18 protein-coding genes and 1 pseudogene are annotated in these 15,502 nt (G+C 61.8%); 13 read left to right on the top strand and 6 right to left on the bottom strand.

Annotation, left to right across the window (positions count from 1 at the left end; genetic code table 11):
• The first annotated feature begins 8 nt into the window (after positions 1–8).
• Positions 9–1,562 carry a sensor domain-containing diguanylate cyclase gene (locus tag DKB71_RS12575; RefSeq protein WP_408600587.1) on the top strand — a complete coding sequence of 518 codons (1,554 nt, stop codon included), beginning with the start codon at positions 9–11 and terminating at the stop codon, positions 1,560–1,562.
• A gap of 3 nt (positions 1,563–1,565) precedes the next feature.
• Here the strand turns inward: DKB71_RS12575 and DKB71_RS12580 are convergent.
• The 3 genes and pseudogenes from DKB71_RS12580 to dapA all read right to left on the bottom strand — a co-directional run bounded on the left by DKB71_RS12580 (position 1,566) and on the right by dapA (position 3,320).
• Positions 1,566–1,995: pseudogene (locus tag DKB71_RS12580) on the bottom strand (LysR family transcriptional regulator).
• A gap of 29 nt (positions 1,996–2,024) precedes the next feature.
• On the bottom strand, positions 2,025–2,393 hold the full coding sequence (locus DKB71_RS12585) for a DUF2784 domain-containing protein (protein ID WP_323628286.1): 369 nt from the start codon (positions 2,391–2,393) through the stop codon (positions 2,025–2,027).
• A 51-nt stretch (positions 2,394–2,444) separates the two neighbouring features.
• On the bottom strand, positions 2,445–3,320 hold the full coding sequence (gene dapA / locus DKB71_RS12590) for a 4-hydroxy-tetrahydrodipicolinate synthase (protein ID WP_408600588.1): 876 nt from the start codon (positions 3,318–3,320) through the stop codon (positions 2,445–2,447).
• A 419-nt stretch (positions 3,321–3,739) separates the two neighbouring features.
• Between dapA and DKB71_RS12595 the strand changes: the two genes are divergently transcribed.
• The 3 genes from DKB71_RS12595 (at position 3,740) to DKB71_RS12605 (ending at position 4,966) form a co-directional block, all read left to right on the top strand.
• Entirely contained in the window at positions 3,740–4,438 is a 699-nt protein-coding gene (locus tag DKB71_RS12595) for an AzlC family ABC transporter permease (RefSeq protein ID WP_274077422.1), read from the top strand.
• Positions 4,438–4,749, top strand: a complete 312-nt coding sequence (locus tag DKB71_RS12600; protein WP_175649005.1) for an AzlD domain-containing protein — start codon at positions 4,438–4,440, stop codon at positions 4,747–4,749. The genes DKB71_RS12595 and DKB71_RS12600 overlap by 1 nt, the downstream gene beginning before the upstream one ends.
• Before the next feature lie 70 nt (positions 4,750–4,819).
• The gene (locus DKB71_RS12605; RefSeq protein ID WP_323608052.1) at positions 4,820–4,966 is read left to right on the top strand and encodes a hypothetical protein; all 147 of its coding nucleotides are present in this window, start codon (positions 4,820–4,822) and stop codon (positions 4,964–4,966) included.
• A gap of 132 nt (positions 4,967–5,098) precedes the next feature.
• Here DKB71_RS12605 and DKB71_RS12610 read toward each other — a convergent pair whose 3' ends face one another.
• Both DKB71_RS12610 and DKB71_RS12615 read right to left on the bottom strand, forming a co-directional pair.
• Positions 5,099–5,368 carry a hypothetical protein gene (locus tag DKB71_RS12610; RefSeq protein ID WP_274077420.1) on the bottom strand — a complete coding sequence of 90 codons (270 nt, stop codon included), beginning with the start codon at positions 5,366–5,368 and terminating at the stop codon, positions 5,099–5,101.
• A 178-nt stretch (positions 5,369–5,546) separates the two neighbouring features.
• On the bottom strand, positions 5,547–6,230 hold the full coding sequence (locus DKB71_RS12615) for an SOS response-associated peptidase (RefSeq protein WP_408600589.1): 684 nt from the start codon (positions 6,228–6,230) through the stop codon (positions 5,547–5,549).
• Between the two features lie 233 nt (positions 6,231–6,463).
• Between DKB71_RS12615 and DKB71_RS12620 the strand changes: the two genes are divergently transcribed.
• Positions 6,464–7,363: a polysaccharide deacetylase family protein gene (locus tag DKB71_RS12620; protein ID WP_408600590.1), complete on the top strand. Its 900-nt coding sequence runs from the start codon at positions 6,464–6,466 to the stop codon at positions 7,361–7,363.
• Between the two features lie 96 nt (positions 7,364–7,459).
• Positions 7,460–7,699, top strand: coding sequence for a DUF1652 domain-containing protein (locus DKB71_RS12625; RefSeq protein WP_323628289.1), 240 nt, complete (start codon positions 7,460–7,462; stop codon positions 7,697–7,699).
• Here the strand turns inward: DKB71_RS12625 and DKB71_RS12630 are convergent.
• Positions 7,696–8,595, bottom strand: a complete 900-nt coding sequence (locus DKB71_RS12630) for a LysR family transcriptional regulator (protein WP_408600591.1) — start codon at positions 8,593–8,595, stop codon at positions 7,696–7,698. The genes DKB71_RS12625 and DKB71_RS12630 overlap by 4 nt on opposite strands.
• A gap of 127 nt (positions 8,596–8,722) precedes the next feature.
• Here DKB71_RS12630 and DKB71_RS12635 point away from each other — a divergent pair, with 127 nt between their 5' ends.
• From DKB71_RS12635 to benC, 7 genes are all read left to right on the top strand, one after another.
• Positions 8,723–9,862 (top strand): muconate cycloisomerase family protein, encoded by a 1,140-nt coding sequence (locus DKB71_RS12635; protein WP_408600592.1) that lies wholly within the window; start codon positions 8,723–8,725, stop codon positions 9,860–9,862.
• A gap of 10 nt (positions 9,863–9,872) precedes the next feature.
• Positions 9,873–10,163, top strand: a complete 291-nt coding sequence (gene catC / locus DKB71_RS12640; protein WP_007978984.1) for a muconolactone Delta-isomerase — start codon at positions 9,873–9,875, stop codon at positions 10,161–10,163.
• A gap of 50 nt (positions 10,164–10,213) precedes the next feature.
• On the top strand, positions 10,214–11,143 hold the full coding sequence (gene catA, locus DKB71_RS12645; RefSeq protein ID WP_406592443.1) for a catechol 1,2-dioxygenase: 930 nt from the start codon (positions 10,214–10,216) through the stop codon (positions 11,141–11,143).
• Between the two features lie 199 nt (positions 11,144–11,342).
• Positions 11,343–12,302 carry an AraC family transcriptional regulator gene (locus DKB71_RS12650; protein WP_274077412.1) on the top strand — a complete coding sequence of 320 codons (960 nt, stop codon included), beginning with the start codon at positions 11,343–11,345 and terminating at the stop codon, positions 12,300–12,302.
• A 230-nt stretch (positions 12,303–12,532) separates the two neighbouring features.
• The gene (benA, locus tag DKB71_RS12655; RefSeq protein ID WP_323608056.1) at positions 12,533–13,897 is read left to right on the top strand and encodes a benzoate 1,2-dioxygenase large subunit; all 1,365 of its coding nucleotides are present in this window, start codon (positions 12,533–12,535) and stop codon (positions 13,895–13,897) included.
• The gene (benB, locus tag DKB71_RS12660; RefSeq protein WP_408600593.1) at positions 13,894–14,382 is read left to right on the top strand and encodes a benzoate 1,2-dioxygenase small subunit; all 489 of its coding nucleotides are present in this window, start codon (positions 13,894–13,896) and stop codon (positions 14,380–14,382) included. The genes benA and benB overlap by 4 nt, the downstream gene beginning before the upstream one ends.
• A 10-nt stretch (positions 14,383–14,392) precedes the next feature.
• A complete protein-coding gene (gene benC / locus DKB71_RS12665; protein ID WP_408600594.1) occupies positions 14,393–15,406 on the top strand; it encodes a benzoate 1,2-dioxygenase electron transfer component BenC in 1,014 nt (337 codons plus the stop codon).
• The last annotated feature ends 96 nt before the right edge of the window (positions 15,407–15,502 follow it).

Here is a 15,502-nt window from a genome sequence, read left to right on the forward strand (position 1 = left end):
CGAACGTCATGAGGCATCCGTCCATTCACGATCGGACAGAACAAAACCGGCAGGGGTTCGCCAGGCTCAAGACCCGTTCTGCCGTGACCCTCTTGATCGCCGTCTGCCTGTCGATGGTAGTGATCGTGAGCTGGGAAACCTGGAGCTCGCGCCAGTACCATCTGCATGACAAGGAAGTGGCGATGTCCAACCTTGCGCAGACCCTGGCCTCCCAGGCGCAGGCGTCGATCAAGCAAGCCGACACGCTGCTGTTCACCCTGGTCGATCGCCTGGAGAACGACGGCATCGAACAGGGCCGGCTCGATCGCCTGCAACGCTTGCTGCGCGCCCAGCGCAGTGAGTTGCGTCAGCTCCATGGGCTGTTCGTCTATGACGAAACCGGCAAATGGATCGCCAACTCCAATGGTGCCGAGGTGGGGGGCGCGAACAACTCCGACCGTGAGTACTTCATCTATCATCGCGACCATCCCGACCGCGGCCCGCACATCGGCCCATCGATCAAGAGCCGCTCCAGCGGCGAATGGATCATGACGGTGTCACGGCGGATCAATTATCCGGACGGCCGTTTTGCCGGCGTGGCCCTGGCCACGATCTACCTCAGCCATTTCCTGCAGCTTTACGACGGCATCGACATGGGCAAGAACGGCGTGATCAACCTGATCGCCGACGATGCCAGCATCGTCGTGCGCCGGCCGTTCCACGAGGCGGAGATCGGCACCAGCCTGGCCAGGAGCCCCTTGTTCACCCGGCTGTTGCCACAGGGCAGTTCGGGGACGGCAACGATGCGATCGATCGTGGATGGCGTCGAGCGAGTCGTGGGCTTTCGCCGGGTCGAGGGGTATCCGCTGATCGTCTTTACCGCGCTGAACAAGGATGAAGTCTTGGCCAGCTGGCGCCAGGAGTCCTTGCTCAGTGCGGGCATCGTCGCGTTGCTGCTCGGGGGACTGGGGGTGCTCGGCTATCGCCTGATCCGGTTGATGAAGAAGCAGGACCGCATCCAGGGCGAGTTGCTTGGCACCCAGGAGCGGCTGCTGGAGCTCAATCGCAACCTTGAGTTGCTGGCGCTGGAGGACGCGCTCACGGGCCTGGCCAATCGACGCCAGTTCGACCTGTTCATCCAGGCGGAAATGAGCCGCGCCCGCCACAACGTGTCGGGACTGGCGCTGCTGATGATCGATGTCGATCACTTCAAGCCTTTCAACGATCGTTATGGCCACCTGGCCGGCGATGAGTGCCTGCGCAAGATCGCCGGGATCATTACCGAGCACATCAAGCGCCCTGGCGATCTGGCTGCGCGTTTTGGTGGCGAGGAGTTTGCCGTGGTGCTGCCGGGGACTGACTACGTCGGCGCTTTCCTGCTGGCGGAGAAAATCCGCCATGCGGTGCAGGCCGCCAGCTTGCCGCACAGTGAAAGTCCGGATGGCAAGGTCACGGTCAGCGTGGGGGTCTGCGGGTACGATCCGGCGTCGCAAGCCCAGACCGGCGAGCTGATCGGGGCGGCCGACAAGGCGCTGTACGTGGCCAAGGCCAGCGGGCGCAACATGAGCGTGATTGCCAACTGAGGCTCAGGCAAAGCGGTCGCTGCCCTGTACCAGCCGGGTGCACAGGTAGGATTGCTTGAGCTTTTCCAGCCACCAGCCCAAAGCACGCCCGTCGTGATCACCGCGCCAGCCGGCATACAGGATGTTCGGCTCGCGCGGGTCCGCCATCTGCTTTTCAACCAGCGAGCCATTGCTCAGTAACGAGCCAACCCGGTGCCTGGGTAGCTACGTCCTGCATCAGGCGCGCCGCCTCGTTGACCAGCAATTCACCCGCCGGGGTGAGTTGCAGGCGGTAGCGCCGGCGATCGAACAGCAGGGCATCGAAGCGTTCTTCCAGTTGCCGCGCGGCATAGGACACCGTCGAGGGCGCCTTGCCGAGGTAGGCGGCGGCCCGCGACAGGCTGCCGGTCTCGCGGATCGCTTGCAGCAGCGTCAGGTCTTCAGTCGACAGCATGGACCGGGTCCTCGTGTTTGCCGTAGGCGTTACAGTCGGCGTTTCCTGTGCCGGATCAATCGAAGATAGACCAGTACGTTAACCAGCAGTACCGCACCGCCCAGTCCGAGCTGGATGGCCGGCGTCAGCCCTGCCGGGTAAATGATCGGCCACACGTAGTGTTCGATGAAGCCAGCGCCGTAGCCCGTTTCCCCTGCGGCCTGGCGCATGCTGTTTTCCCAGCGTGTCAGCGGGCAGGGCAGGTGGAACAGCTCCACCGCCACGCCCCAGGTGGCGGCGGGCAGGTGCCACAGCATCAGGCGCGGCCATTTGAGGACCAGCAGCCCGCCGCCCACCACGAACACAATGAACGCCAGGTGCAACAGCACCAGGCCGTCGGCGGCGATTCGGTAGAGCATGTCGACCTCCTGGCGCGGCAGTTCAATCGCGCCATGATACTGCCTGGCGCTCTATCGATTGTCGCTGGCCAGCGCGCCGAGCACCTCCTTCAAACGCGTGACCATGGCCTCGCTGCTGCGTTGCATCGGCGCGCGCAGCTCATCGCCGATCAAGCCTTGCAGGGCCAGCGCGGTTTTCACCGGCGCGGGATTGGGTTCGATGAACAGGCTCTGGATCAGCGGCAGCAGCTGGAAGAACGTGGCACGGGCGGCCGCCAGCTGGTGGTCGCGAACTTGTCGGTACAAGGTCACGAAACGATCGGGATGGACATGCGCCGATGCGGCAATCACGCCGGTGGCGCCCAGGCACAGGGCATTGAAGACCTGGTTGTCTTCACCGCACAGCACGTCGACCTTGCCGCAGGCCAGCAATGCCAGGGTGTTGTTCAGGTTGCCGCCACAGTCCTTGATCGCGACGATGCGCTCATGGGCGACGATGTTCAGCAAGGTCCCCTGGTCGAAGGTCACGCCAGTGCGGTAGGGGATGTCGTACAGGATCAGCGGCACGCTGGAGGCATCGGCGACCGTCTGGAAAAATGCTTCGAGCCCGGCCTGGGACGGCCGGATGTAATACGGCGGCGGCACCAGCAGGCCGGCCACCGGGCGCTTGAGAATCTCCTGCTGAAAGTGCAGCAGCTCGATCAGGTTGTTGCCGGCCAAGCCCATCACGACCTGCTCGGCCGGCACCTGCTCCAGCACCGCATCGAGCACCGCCAGCTGCTCGTGCTTGCCCATGGCCGCCGGCTCGCCGGTGGTGCCACAGACAATCAGGCCGTCGACGCCGCTTTCCAGCAGATGGCTGACCAGCCGGCGCAAGCCGATGAAATCGATGGCGCCATGGTGGAACGGCGTAACGAGGGGAACCCAGATACCTTGGAACGATGACATGCACTTTCTCCTGATGGTTGACCGATTTCGTCACCGTCAGAAGGGCAGGAGGAGGTAAGCAAGGGGCGGGTGGTCCGTCGCGCTCAATGTCCTGTCAGCTCATCTGACGGGACAGCGCGCCCCGGTCACATGAGCGACTGTTTCTTCGATTTGAGGGTGCGCGCAACACGAGCCTGGGCCTTGGCAGTCAAGCCAACGACACAAGCGTCGAGATTGAAGGTTGCGGACATCTTTGTTTACACCCTGAATGAGGCGCCCAGTTTTAAAAGCCGGCGGGTGGTTTGTCAATCAGGAAAATGCGGCATCGTCATGTTTAACGACGCCGCCGCGCGATGTACGGCAAAAGTGCGCAAGATTGTTCAAGCCATCGGCCGTGACTGCTGGCAAAGTCTGCGGTCTTTCCCTGGTTGCAGAGCGTTATGTCCAACTCACTCATGCCGCGCAGCGCGTTTTTACGTGGCGCCGTGGCGATCATGCCGTTATCCCTGGCGACGGCCCCCTGGGGCTTACTGGCCGGGTCCATGGCCATTGAAGCCAACCTCACACCCCTGCAAGGCCAGGGCTTGTCGAGCATCGTGTTCGCCGGCGCCGCGCAATTGGTGGCGATCGGCATGCTCAAGGGCGGGGCCGGGATCTTTTCGATCCTGCTGACCACTTTGCTGCTGACCTCCCAGCATCTGCTCTACGGCATGAGCCTGCGTTCGGTGATCTCGCCGTTGCCGGGGCGCTGGCGCGCGGGCCTGGGCTTCTTGCTCACCGATGAACTGTTCGCCCTGGTCAGCCAGCACGACAGGCAACAGTTCAATCGCTGGTACGCCCTGGGTGTGGGCCTGACGTTCTACATCGCCTGGAACCTCTTCACCCTGGCGGGCATCGTGCTGGGCAGCAGCATTCCGGGCCTGGAACACCTGGGGCTGGACTTCTCCATCGCGGCCACCTTCATCGCCCTGATCACCCCGGTGGTGCGCAACGTGCCGACCGTGGTCTGCGTCGCGGTCTCGCTGTTCTGCTCGGTGCTGTTCAGCTACTGGCAATGGGGCTCGGCCCTGGTGCTGTCGGGGCTGGCCGGCATGACCGCCGGGTTTATCTGCAACAAATTCCATGGAGCACGCACATGATGGTCTGGGCAGTTATTTTCGGCATGGGCGTGCTGGTGTTTCTCAACCGCTATGTGTTCCTCGAACCGCGTCTGCCGGTGCGCCTGAGCAGCAATGCCCGGCAGTTCCTCGGCTTCGCCGTGCCGGGCATGCTGACCGCGATCTGCGGGCCGATCGTGTTCATGCCGGACAAGCAACTGAACCTGCAATGGGACAACCCCTACCTGATCAGTTCGCTGGTGGCCGTCGGCCTGGTGCTGTACACCCGCAACACCCTGCTCAGCATGTTGTTGAGCATGGGCTTTTTCTTTTTGCTGCGTTGGTGGCTGTAAGTCGGGCGCGGGAAATTGTTCTACGCTTGAAGTTGATGACCGATCCCTTTTCAGGAAGAGAGGTGAGCACATGGCAACAGAGCAAAAACAACCGCGTCCGGATGTAGACGAGGATGAACCGACGGAAGAAGAAATCGAACAGCAGAAGCGTTCGACTCCGGACTGGAAACATCCCGATGATGGCAAGGATTTGTCGGAACCTGACCGCAAGTTCTAAGAAACCTGCGAACACTGCAACTGTGTAGGAGAGAGCTTGCTCGCGAAAAACTCGAGATCGCCGCGGGGCATCTGGTACCCCGCGTCATCGTTGACGACCATCGCGAGCAAGCCCGCTCCTACAGGGTTGCGTTTATTCCAGCAGCGGCGGGAAATCAGGGTGCGTGGCCCGATAACCCAGCTTCCTGTCAATCCAGGCGTTCAGTTCGTTGACCATCACCGGGGGCTTGCCCGGATAGCTTTCGAGTATTGAACTCAGGACTTCTTTGATATTGGGAATGGAAAGCAAGTTACGGGTCTGTATGTATTGCCCGATGAAACAGTCGAGTTGGTAGTGCTCTGTCTTTGTAAGATAAATGCACGCCAGACTCGCGACTTGATCAATTGTAAAATCGTCGCGCAATTGAGTTCTCTGCAAGGCTTGATGTATGGGATTTCCTTAGTTGTTGACTCTTTGGTCAATTGGTATGCCACTCGGCAATACGGCGCGAATCCTAGCGGCAGCGCCGACAAATGTATGTAAGACCATGACGTTGTCTGACAAGCGGTGGAAGCATCAAAGTGCCATGATTTTACAGGTGTTATTCCTTCAAAGCGTCAATCAATCCGGGCCCCTGATTCCTGACATTGCCCACCGCCTTGTCGACCCGGTACCACTCAAAAGCGCCACTGTCTTCGCCCTGTAGCAGCGCCATCTGCTCGGCACGTTCCCTGGGCGTCGCCGGGTCCAGCCATTCCCGCGCCAGTTCGGCGTTGAACACCACCGGTCGACGATCATGCACGTCCAGCATGCCGCCCGCGCTGTCGGCGGTGATGATGACAAAGCCGTCGTCGTCCCTCGGGGCTGCACCGCCCATCGGGAATTGCCCGATCGCCGCACAGAAGATCGGCCCCTGGTCGCGTCGGCGAATCAGCCAGGGTTGCCGGGTGCCGTCCCCGGCATCGACCCATTCGAACCAGTTGTCCACCGGGCAGATGGCGCGATGGGGCCAGATCGCTCGAAAGAACGGGCCGTGGGCGACTTTCTCCACCCGCGCATTGATCGGCGCCGCCCGATCCTTCGCCCAGTGCGGTCGCCAGCCCCAGCGCTGCGAGTCGGCGTGCAGGCCGTCGTTCTCCAGGTGCAACAGCGCGAGCTGGGCGGTAGGCGCGGCGTTGTAGCGCCCCAGCGGCTGATCGCCGACCTGGTTGAGCAAGGCATCGGGAATGCTCAGCACCGCCACGAAATCGTGGATGCCCCGGTATTGCGACAATCGTCCACACATCGATCGAACCCTCTTGCTGGATTGTTGAGCATAGATGTTTGAACAATCTGCGTTCAGCCGAGCGCTGTAGGAGCCGGCTTGCTGGCGATGCGATGGTGGCCGTAACGCCGCCATCGCTGGCTGGCCCTGGCGAACTGTGCCAACGCCCGGGCGAGCACCGGAACCAAACACTCTGTACCTTATCCAACCTCGGCCCGCCGCTCTGTGCGGGCAGTTCTGGCTCAAGGCAAAACATGAAACAGCTGCTCAAGGTTCTATCGGTGTGCGCCCTGGCAGTCGGTCTGCTGGGCTGTATTGCCGCCCCCATTGAAATGACGTCGCAAACCGAACAGGCGTTGCGCGCGCAACCACCGATCCGCTTTCTGCTGACGTTCGACGACGGGCCCAGCGCCTCGAGTTTCTGGAACCCGACCGAGACCGTGCTCGACAGCCTGGCGATCAATCCCGTGCAACCCGGGATCAAGGCGGTATTTTTCGTCCAGACCCGCGCCCCACGGGCCGGCGCCAGTGACATCGGGCGGGCGGTCATGCACCGCGAACGTGATGCCGGGCACATCCTGGCATTCCACACGGCCACGCCTTCGCACACCAATCATCGCTCCCTCGACGATCAGGAACTGGAGCAGGCGCTCAACGAGGGGTGTGCCGACATCGCCGCGATCACCGGCGCGCCGCCGACCCTGTTGCGCCCGCCATTCTGGAGCTACGACAAACGCACGTTCGCCGCCTACCAGCAGCATGGCCTGCATGTGCTGCTGACCGACCTGAGCGCCAACGACGGCAAGATCTGGGGCTTCAACGCCAGCCCCCGGCGGCGCGCCCATATGCTGCGTTCGATGTCCGAGGTGCGCGAGCGCATTGCCCGCGGCGAGCTACCGGTGGTGGATGGGGTGATTCCGGTGGTGGTGACTTTCCACGACCTCAATCGCTACACCGCCCGGCATGCCCGCGAGTACCTGCAGATCCTGCTCGACAGTGCACGGGCGACAGGGGTGAGCGTCGCCCCGATGGCGTTTTACGACGACACCGCCGCGCTGCAACGGGCCGCCATGGCGCGCACGCTGCGCGACAGTTCACAGCCGGCGCAATTACCGGGGATCTGGAACTGGATCTGGAAAGACAACAGTCATTGATGAAGTGGATAACACTAATGGACTGGCGCACATTTGGCCAAACGCATCTATTCTGATTGGATCCGTTCTGATCAACCCGCCACGGAGGCAACGGCCATGGTCGCCATTTCAGCCCTTTGCAACATTCTGGAGTCCGGTTTTAAGCCCCTGGCCTGTCAATGCACGGAGAGCGGTGGGCTGCTGCGGATCGAGGTCTTTGATCCCGCCAGCGGGCAAGTCAAGCTGATGCTTGCTGGCGTATCGACCGAGCAGTTGACCAGCATGCGGGCCATCTCCGACTTCATCGGTGAACTGCGCACCGAGATGAGCGCCGGGCGCCGGGCATTCGCCGGTTAAACACGGCGCGTGATCGTATGTGGCAATAGTTCGTCGATCACCCGCAAACAATGGTTCAACCCCGGTGACACGTCACCCACCCGCCGACTGAGAATGATCGGCGAGGTGGCGTTGTCTTCCAGCAGCGGGGTGAAACCGATGTCGTCGCGGTGCAGCAACTGCACCGAGGCCGGCACCAGGGTGATGCCTATCCCGGCCCCCACCAGCCCGATCGCCGTCTGCAGCTCGTTGGTCCATTGCGCCACATGGATGCTCACCCCATAGGATTCGAACAGCGCGATCACGTGGTCGGCGTAGCTGGGGCGCGGGTTGCCGGGGTACAGCACGAAGGGCTCCTTGGCCAGGTCGCGCAGGCTGACAGGGCCCGCCAGCAACGGGTGACCGGCGGGCAGGGCGGCCACCAGGCGGTCTTCGGTGAGCACGGTCTGGACGATGGCCGGGTCGTCGATGCGGATGCGGCCGAAACCGACGTCGATGCGCCCGGCCTTGAGCGCCTGGACCTGCTGCAGCGTGGTCATCTCCGACAGCCCGAGTTCCAGCTCCAGCGGCTCGCCGCTGCGCAAGCGGCGAATCAATTGCGGCAGCACGCCGTACAGCGTCGATGGCGCAAAGCCGATACCCAGCCAGGTCTTTTCCCCCAGGCCAATGCGTCGCGTGTTGTCGCAGACCTTGTGCAACTGGTCGAGCAGGGCGGTGGAGTGCTCATGGAAAAACCGCCCTGCGTCGGTCAGCTTCAGCGGCCGGCCGCGCTCGAGCAGCATCACCCCCAGTTCATCTTCCAGTTGCTGGATTTGTCGACTCAAGGGCGGCTGGGCGATGTGCAGCCGTTCGGCGGCGCGGGTGAAATTGAGGGTTTGAGCCAACACCTGAAAGTAACGCAGGTGACGCAGTTCCATGGAGCCTCCGGATCTTCAGCGGTTGCATACCTTGAAGGTATCAAGCCAGACCAATTCTATATTGGCCGCCCGGAAAAAGCCGTATGAGAATCGGGCTCAGAACTTCAAGAACCTGACGGGTATCGAAATGCTTGCTACAGCCATTGAATCGATCGAGACGATCATCGTCGATCTGCCGACCATCCGCCCGCACAAGCTGGCGATGCACACCATGCAGAACCAGACCCTGGTGGTGATTCGCGTGCGCTGTGCCGATGGCATCGAAGGCATCGGTGAATCCACCACCATCGGTGGCCTGGCCTATGGCAACGAAAGCCCCGACAGCATCAAGACCAACATCGACAAACACTTCGCGCCTTTGCTGATCGGCCAGGACAGCAGCAATGTGAATGCCGCGATGTTGCGCCTCGAGCGCAGCATCCGTGGCAACACCTTCGCCAAATCCGGTATCGAAACCGCACTGCTCGACGCCCTGGGCAAACGCCTGGGCCTGCCGGTCAGCCAGTTGCTGGGCGGCCGCGTGCGTGACTCGCTGCCCGTGGCCTGGACCCTGGCCAGCGGCGACACCGAGAAGGACATCGCCGAAGCGGAAAAAATGCTCGACCTGCGCCGCCACCGCATCTTCAAGCTGAAGATCGGTGCCGGCGAGGTCAATCGCGACCTTGCCCATGTGATCGCGATCAAGAAAGCCCTCGGCGATCGCGCGAGCGTTCGGGTCGACGTCAACCAGGCCTGGGACGAAGCGGTGGCCTTGCGTGCCTGCCGAATCCTGGGCACCAATGGCATCGACCTGATCGAACAGCCGATCTCGCGCAACAACCGCGCGGGCATGGCACGCCTGAATGCCATGAGCCCGGCGCCGATCATGGCCGACGAATCCATCGAGTGCGTGGAAGATGCCTTCAACCTGGCACGCGAAGGCGCGGCCTCGGTGTTTGCCCTGAAGATCGCCAAGAACGGCGGCCCACGCGCCGTGTTGCGCACCGCCTCGATCGCCGAAGCGGCCGGGATCGCCCTGTACGGCGGCACCATGCTCGAAGGCGGAATCGGCACCATGGCCTCGGCCCATGCCTTTGTCACCCTGAACAAACTGGCGTGGGACACCGAGCTGTTCGGCCCGCTGCTGCTGACCGAGGACATCCTCAGCGAGCCGCTGGTCTATCGCGATTTCGAACTGCATGTCCCCAACACGCCAGGCCTGGGCCTGAGCCTGGATGAGGAGCGCCTGGCGTTCTTCCGTCGCGACAAGACTATTCATCAAGCCTGAGGAGAGCATTATGCTGTTCCACGTAAAAATGACCGTGAACCTGCCGGTCGACATGAATCCCGAAGCGGCGGCCAGGCTCAAGGCCGACGAAAAGGCCCTGGCCCAGCGCCTGCAGGAGCAGGGCAAGTGGCGTCATCTGTGGCGCATCGCCGGGCACTATGCCAACTACAGCGTGTTCGATGTAGACAGCGTCCAGGAGCTGCATGACCTGCTGATGCAACTGCCGCTGTTTCCGTACATGGCCATCGAGATCGACGCGATGTGCCGGCATCCTTCTTCCATCCGTGACGACGACCGCTGAGCCCAGCCTGTCCAGCGCTACGCTAATAATTACAAGATGAGGAACCCCTGATGAACGTAAAGATTTCCCACACTGCCGAAGTCCAGAAATTTCTCGAAGAGGCCAGCGGCCTGCACAACGATGCCGGCAGCCCACGCACCAAGGCCTTGATCTACCGCATCCTGCGTGACTCGGTGAACATCATCGAAGACCTGGCCGTGACCCCGGAAGAGTTCTGGAAAGCGGTCAACTACCTGAACGTGCTGGGTGCGCGCCAGGAAGCCGGGCTGGTGGTGGCCGGTCTTGGCCTTGAGCACTATCTTGACCTGTTGATGGACGCCGAAGACGAGCAGGCCGGCAAGTCCGGCGGCACCCCGCGCACCATCGAAGGCCCGCTGTACGTGGCCGGTGCACCGCTGTCCCAAGGCGAAGCCCGCCTGGATGACGGCGTCGACCCGGGTGTGACCCTGTTCATGCAAGGCCGCGTGTTCAACACCGCTGGCGAGCCCCTGGCCGGTGCCGTGGTCGACGTGTGGCACGCCAACACCGGTGGTACCTACTCGTACTTCGACCCTACGCAATCGGAATTCAACCTGCGTCGCCGCATCGTCACCGACGCCGAAGGCCGCTACCGTTTCCGCAGCATCGTGCCGTCGGGTTATGGCTGCCCACCGGACGGTCCGACCCAGCAACTGCTCGATCAACTGGGCCGTCATGGCCAGCGCCCGGCGCACGTGCACTTCTTCATTTCCGCGCCGGACCATCGCCACCTGACCACCCAGATCAACCTGGATGGTGAGAAATACCTGCATGACGATTTCGCCTACGCCACCCGTGACGAGCTGATCGCCAAGATCACTTTCAGCGACGATCAACAGCGCGCGGCGGCCCATGGTGTGAGCGGTCGTTTTGCCGAAATCGAGTTCGATTTCACCCTGCAGTCGACCGCCCAGCCTGAAGAGCAGCAGCGCCACGAGCGGGTTCGCGCACTGGAAGACTGATAGCAACCCCCCTTGTGGGAGCGGGCTTGCTCGCGAAGGCGGTTTAACATTCAACACTTATGTTGACTGTCACTCCGCCTTCGCGAGCAAGCCCGCTCCCACAAGGGGTTTCTGGTTAACGGTCTGGATTATCCCGAGCGAATGACCCAGTGTTCTAGAATGTCCCGACGCAAACCATAATAACAACGAGAGTGACCCGATGATGCAAACTCAACTGTTGAGTCAGCGCAGCAGAGTATTCGACCAGGCCGACCCCTACGCGGTGTCCGGCTACGTCAATCAGCACGTCGGTAACCACTGCATCCTCATGCCCCGTGCCGGCCGCCCTTTGGCCAGCCTCGATCATCGTAAATTCGCCAGTCTCGACCTGTGCCGCATCAGCTACGGCGCCAGTGTGCGGGTGACCTCCGGCGCGCTGGAGAGCATTTACCACCTGCAAGTGCTGCTGCGCGGCAACTGCCTGTGGCGCGGTCACGGCCAGGAGCACTACTTCGCCCCCGGCGAACTGTTGCTGATCAACCCCGACGATCCGGTGGACCTGACATATTCCGCCGATTGCGAAAAATTCATCCTCAAAGTCCCCACCCGTTTGTTTGAGTCCGTCTGCGATGAGCAGCGCTGGCGCTATCCGGGGCAGGGCGTGCGGTTCCTGGAAAACCGTTATCAGCTCAATGAACTGGAAGGCTTCGTCAACCTGCTGGCGATGATCTGCCAGGAGGCCGAATCCAGCGAGCAGATCCCCAGGGTGCAGGAGCATTACACGCAAATCATCGTCAGCAAGATGCTCAGTCTGATGAAGACCAACGTCTGTCGCCTTGAACTGGGCTCGCAGACGGCTACCTTCGAGGCGATTGCCGACTACATCGCCAATAACCTCAAGCAGGACATCGACAGCGAAGAGCTGGCGCGCCAGGCGCACATGAGCTTGCGCTCGTTGTATGGCCTGTTCGAACGCAACGCCGGCCTGACGCCGAAAAACTACCTGCGCCAGAAACGCCTGGAACGCATCAACGCCTGCCTGAGCGACCCGACCTGCAACGTGCGCAACGTCACCGAAGTGGCGATGGACTACGGCTTCCTGCACCTGGGCCGGTTCTCCGACAGCTACCGCAAGCAGTTCGGCGAGTTGCCGTCCGACACCCTCAAGCGCCGCCACTGAGTCAACCTGATCCTAGGAGGAGCTGGCTTGCCAGCGAAGGCGGCGTATCAGGCGACATTGAAGTTGCCTGACCCACCGCTTTCGCTGGCAAGCCAGCTCCTACAAGGGGGCGGTGTCCATCCCAAGCCCCTGCACAAAACGGATAAAGGTCTGCACCCCGCGGATAGTCCGCCCCATCGCCCCGTCCTAGCATGACCCCTGCCTGGACAATAACAATGGAGGCGGCGGCCATGACCCTGCGACCCGAATATTTGCAATCCCTGCTTGAAGACGATCCAGAGCAGGGCCTCTATCGCTGCAAACGCGAGATGTTCACCGACCCCCGGTTGTTCGATCTGGAGATGGAACACATCTTCGAAGGCAACTGGCTTTACCTGGCGCACGAAAGCCAGATCCCCAACATCAACGATTTCTACACCACCACCATGGGGCGCCAGTCGATCTTCATCGCGCGCAACAAGGACGGTGTGCTCAACGCCTTCATCAACGCCTGCAGTCATCGCGGCGCGACCCTGTGCCGGCACAAGTCCGGCAACAAAAGCTCGTACACCTGCCCGTTCCACGGCTGGACGTTCAACAACTCCGGCAAGCTGCTCAAGGTCAAGGACCCGGCCAACGCCGGCTACCCGTCGAGCTTCAACTGCGAAGGCTCCCACGACCTGACCAAAGTCGCGCGCTTTGAATCCTATCGCGGCTTCCTGTTCGGCAGCCTCAAGGCCGATGTGTTGCCGTTGGTCGAGCACCTGGGCGAGTCGGCGAAGATCATCGACATGATCGTCGACCAGTCCACCGACGGCCTGGAAGTGCTGCGCGGTTCTTCCAGCTACATCTACGAAGGCAACTGGAAACTCACCGCCGAAAACGGTGCCGACGGTTACCACGTCAGCTCCGTGCACTGGAACTATGCTGCCACCCAGAACCAGCGCAAACAGCGTGAAGCCGGTGACACCAACCCGACCATGAGCGCCGGCAGCTGGGCCAAGCAGGGCGGTGGTTTCTATTCCTTCGACAAGGGCCACATGCTGCTCTGGACCCGCTGGGCCAACCCCGAGGACCGTCCGCTGTACGAGCGTCGCGATGAGCTGGCGCAAGACTTCGGCAAGGCCCGCGCCGACTGGATGATCGAGAACTCGCGCAACCTGTGCCTGTACCCCAACGTCTACCTGATGGACCAGTTCAGCTCGCAGATCCGTATCGCCCGGCCGATCTCGGTCAACCGCACCGAAATCACCATCTACTGCATCGCCCCCAAGGGCGAAAGCGATCACGCGCGTTCGAGCCGGATTCGTCAGTACGAAGACTTCTTCAACGTCAGCGGCATGGCCACGCCGGACGACCTGGAAGAGTTCCGCTCCTGCCAGACCAGCTACCAGGGCAGCGTCACCACCTGGAACGACATGTCCCGTGGCGCCGAACACTGGATCGAAGGCGCTGATGACGCGGCCAAGGAAATCGACCTGCACCCGCTGCTCAGCGGCGTGCGCACCGAAGACGAAGGCCTGTTCGTGCTGCAACACAAGTATTGGCAGCAGACCATGCTCAAGGCCCTGGCGGCCGAGCAGTCGAAACTGATCGCCGTGGAGGATGTGTTATGACGATTTCCTATGAAGCGGTGCGCGATTTCCTCTACCGCGAAGCGCGTTACCTCGATGACCGCCAGTGGGACGAGTGGCTGGAACTGTATGCCCCCGGCGCGACCTACTGGATGCCGTCCTGGGACGACAACGACGAACTGACCGAAGACCCGCAGCGGGAAATCTCGCTGATCTGGTACGGCAACCGCACCGGCCTCGAAGACCGCATCTTCCGCATCAAGACCGAGCGTTCCAGTGCCACCGTGCCGGACACCCGCACGTCCCACAACATCAGCAACATCGAGCTGCTGGAACAAGCCGACGGCCTGTGCAAGGTGCGCTTCAACTGGCACACCCTGAGCTTTCGCTACAAGACCGTCGACAGCTATTTCGGCAGCAGTTTCTACACCCTTGACGTACGCGGTGAAAACCCGCTGATCAAGGCCAAGAAAGTGATCCTGAAGAACGACTACGTTCGCCAGGTCATCGATGTTTACCACTTGTGAGGCTGCCGTCATGACCCATTCCATTGCGTTCAACTTCGAAGACGGCGTCACCCGGTTCATCGACGCCAATGCCGGCGAAACCGTGGCCGATGCCGCGTACCGCCAGGGCATCAATATTCCGCTGGACTGCCGTGACGGCGCCTGCGGCACCTGCAAGTGTTTTGCCGAAGCGGGCAGCTACGACCTGGGCGATGAGTACATCGAAGACGCCTTAAGCCCCGAAGAAGCCGGGCAAGGTTATGTCCTGACCTGCCAGATGCGCGCCAAGAGCGATTGCGTGGTGCGGGTGCCGGTGTCCTCGGAGGTCTGCCGCACCAGCCAGGCCAGCTATGACGCTACCATCAGCGCCGTGCGCCAGTTGTCCGACAGCACCATTGCCCTGTCGATCAAGGGCGAGTCCTTGAGCAAGCTGGCGTTCCTGCCAGGCCAGTATGTGAACCTGGGCATTCCCGGCAGCGAGCAGACCCGCGCCTATTCGTTCAGCTCGTTGCAGCGCGACGGTGAAGTCAGCTTCCTGATTCGCAACGTGCCCGGCGGCCTGATGAGCAGCTTCCTCACCGGCATGGCCAAGGCCGGCGACAGCATGAGCCTGGCCGGGCCCCTGGGCAGTTTCTATCTGCGCGATATCCGCCGGCCGTTGTTGCTGCTGGCGGGCGGTACCGGGCTGGCGCCGTTCACCGCGATGCTGGAGAAGATCGCCGAGCAGGGCAGTGAACACCCGCTGCACCTGATCTACGGCGTGACCCACGACTTCGACCTGGTGGAACTCGACCGCCTGGAAGCCTTCGCCGCCCGCATCCCCAACTTCACCTACAGCGCCTGCGTGGCCAGCCCCGATAGCCAGCACCCGCGCAAGGGCTACGTGACCCAGCACATCGAACCCAGGCACCTCAATGATGGCGACGTAGATCTGTACCTGTGCGGCCCGCCGCCGATGGTCGAAGCGGTCAGCCAGTTCATCCGTGAACAGGGCATTGCGCCGGCCAATTTCTACTACGAGAAATTCGCCGCCAGCGCGGCCTGAACCCACTCCATACGACGACGCCTCCCTGTAGGAGCTGCCGCAGGCTGCGATCTTTTGATTATGTTTTTTACAATCAAGATCAAACGATCGCAGCCT

Origin of the sequence: Pseudomonas sp. PLMAX (assembly GCF_046042685.1) — a bacterium.
GTDB classification, from domain to species: Bacteria; Pseudomonadota; Gammaproteobacteria; order Pseudomonadales; family Pseudomonadaceae; genus Aquipseudomonas; species Aquipseudomonas putida_AE.

Excerpts from the sequence above, each read along its gene's own strand:
- benC (WP_408600594.1), top strand. The coding sequence starts at position 14,393 with ATGACCCATTCCATTGCGTTCAACTTCGAAGACGGCGTCACCCGGTTC.
- DKB71_RS12605 (WP_323608052.1), top strand. The coding sequence starts at position 4,820 with ATGGCAACAGAGCAAAAACAACCGCGTCCGGATGTAGACGAGGATGAA.
- DKB71_RS12585 (WP_323628286.1), bottom strand. The coding sequence starts at position 2,393 with ATGCTCTACCGAATCGCCGCCGACGGCCTGGTGCTGTTGCACCTGGCG.
- DKB71_RS12650 (WP_274077412.1), top strand. The coding sequence starts at position 11,343 with ATGATGCAAACTCAACTGTTGAGTCAGCGCAGCAGAGTATTCGACCAG.
- benB (WP_408600593.1), top strand. The coding sequence starts at position 13,894 with ATGACGATTTCCTATGAAGCGGTGCGCGATTTCCTCTACCGCGAAGCG.
- DKB71_RS12600 (WP_175649005.1), top strand. The coding sequence starts at position 4,438 with ATGGTCTGGGCAGTTATTTTCGGCATGGGCGTGCTGGTGTTTCTCAAC.
- DKB71_RS12635 (WP_408600592.1), top strand. The coding sequence starts at position 8,723 with ATGCTTGCTACAGCCATTGAATCGATCGAGACGATCATCGTCGATCTG.
- DKB71_RS12625 (WP_323628289.1), top strand. The coding sequence starts at position 7,460 with ATGGTCGCCATTTCAGCCCTTTGCAACATTCTGGAGTCCGGTTTTAAG.
- DKB71_RS12575 (WP_408600587.1), top strand. The coding sequence starts at position 9 with ATGAGGCATCCGTCCATTCACGATCGGACAGAACAAAACCGGCAGGGG.
- catA (WP_406592443.1), top strand. The coding sequence starts at position 10,214 with ATGAACGTAAAGATTTCCCACACTGCCGAAGTCCAGAAATTTCTCGAA.
- DKB71_RS12630 (WP_408600591.1), bottom strand. The coding sequence starts at position 8,595 with ATGGAACTGCGTCACCTGCGTTACTTTCAGGTGTTGGCTCAAACCCTC.
- dapA (WP_408600588.1), bottom strand. The coding sequence starts at position 3,320 with ATGTCATCGTTCCAAGGTATCTGGGTTCCCCTCGTTACGCCGTTCCAC.
- DKB71_RS12615 (WP_408600589.1), bottom strand. The coding sequence starts at position 6,230 with ATGTGTGGACGATTGTCGCAATACCGGGGCATCCACGATTTCGTGGCG.
- catC (WP_007978984.1), top strand. The coding sequence starts at position 9,873 with ATGCTGTTCCACGTAAAAATGACCGTGAACCTGCCGGTCGACATGAAT.
- benA (WP_323608056.1), top strand. The coding sequence starts at position 12,533 with ATGACCCTGCGACCCGAATATTTGCAATCCCTGCTTGAAGACGATCCA.
- DKB71_RS12620 (WP_408600590.1), top strand. The coding sequence starts at position 6,464 with ATGAAACAGCTGCTCAAGGTTCTATCGGTGTGCGCCCTGGCAGTCGGT.
- DKB71_RS12595 (WP_274077422.1), top strand. The coding sequence starts at position 3,740 with ATGTCCAACTCACTCATGCCGCGCAGCGCGTTTTTACGTGGCGCCGTG.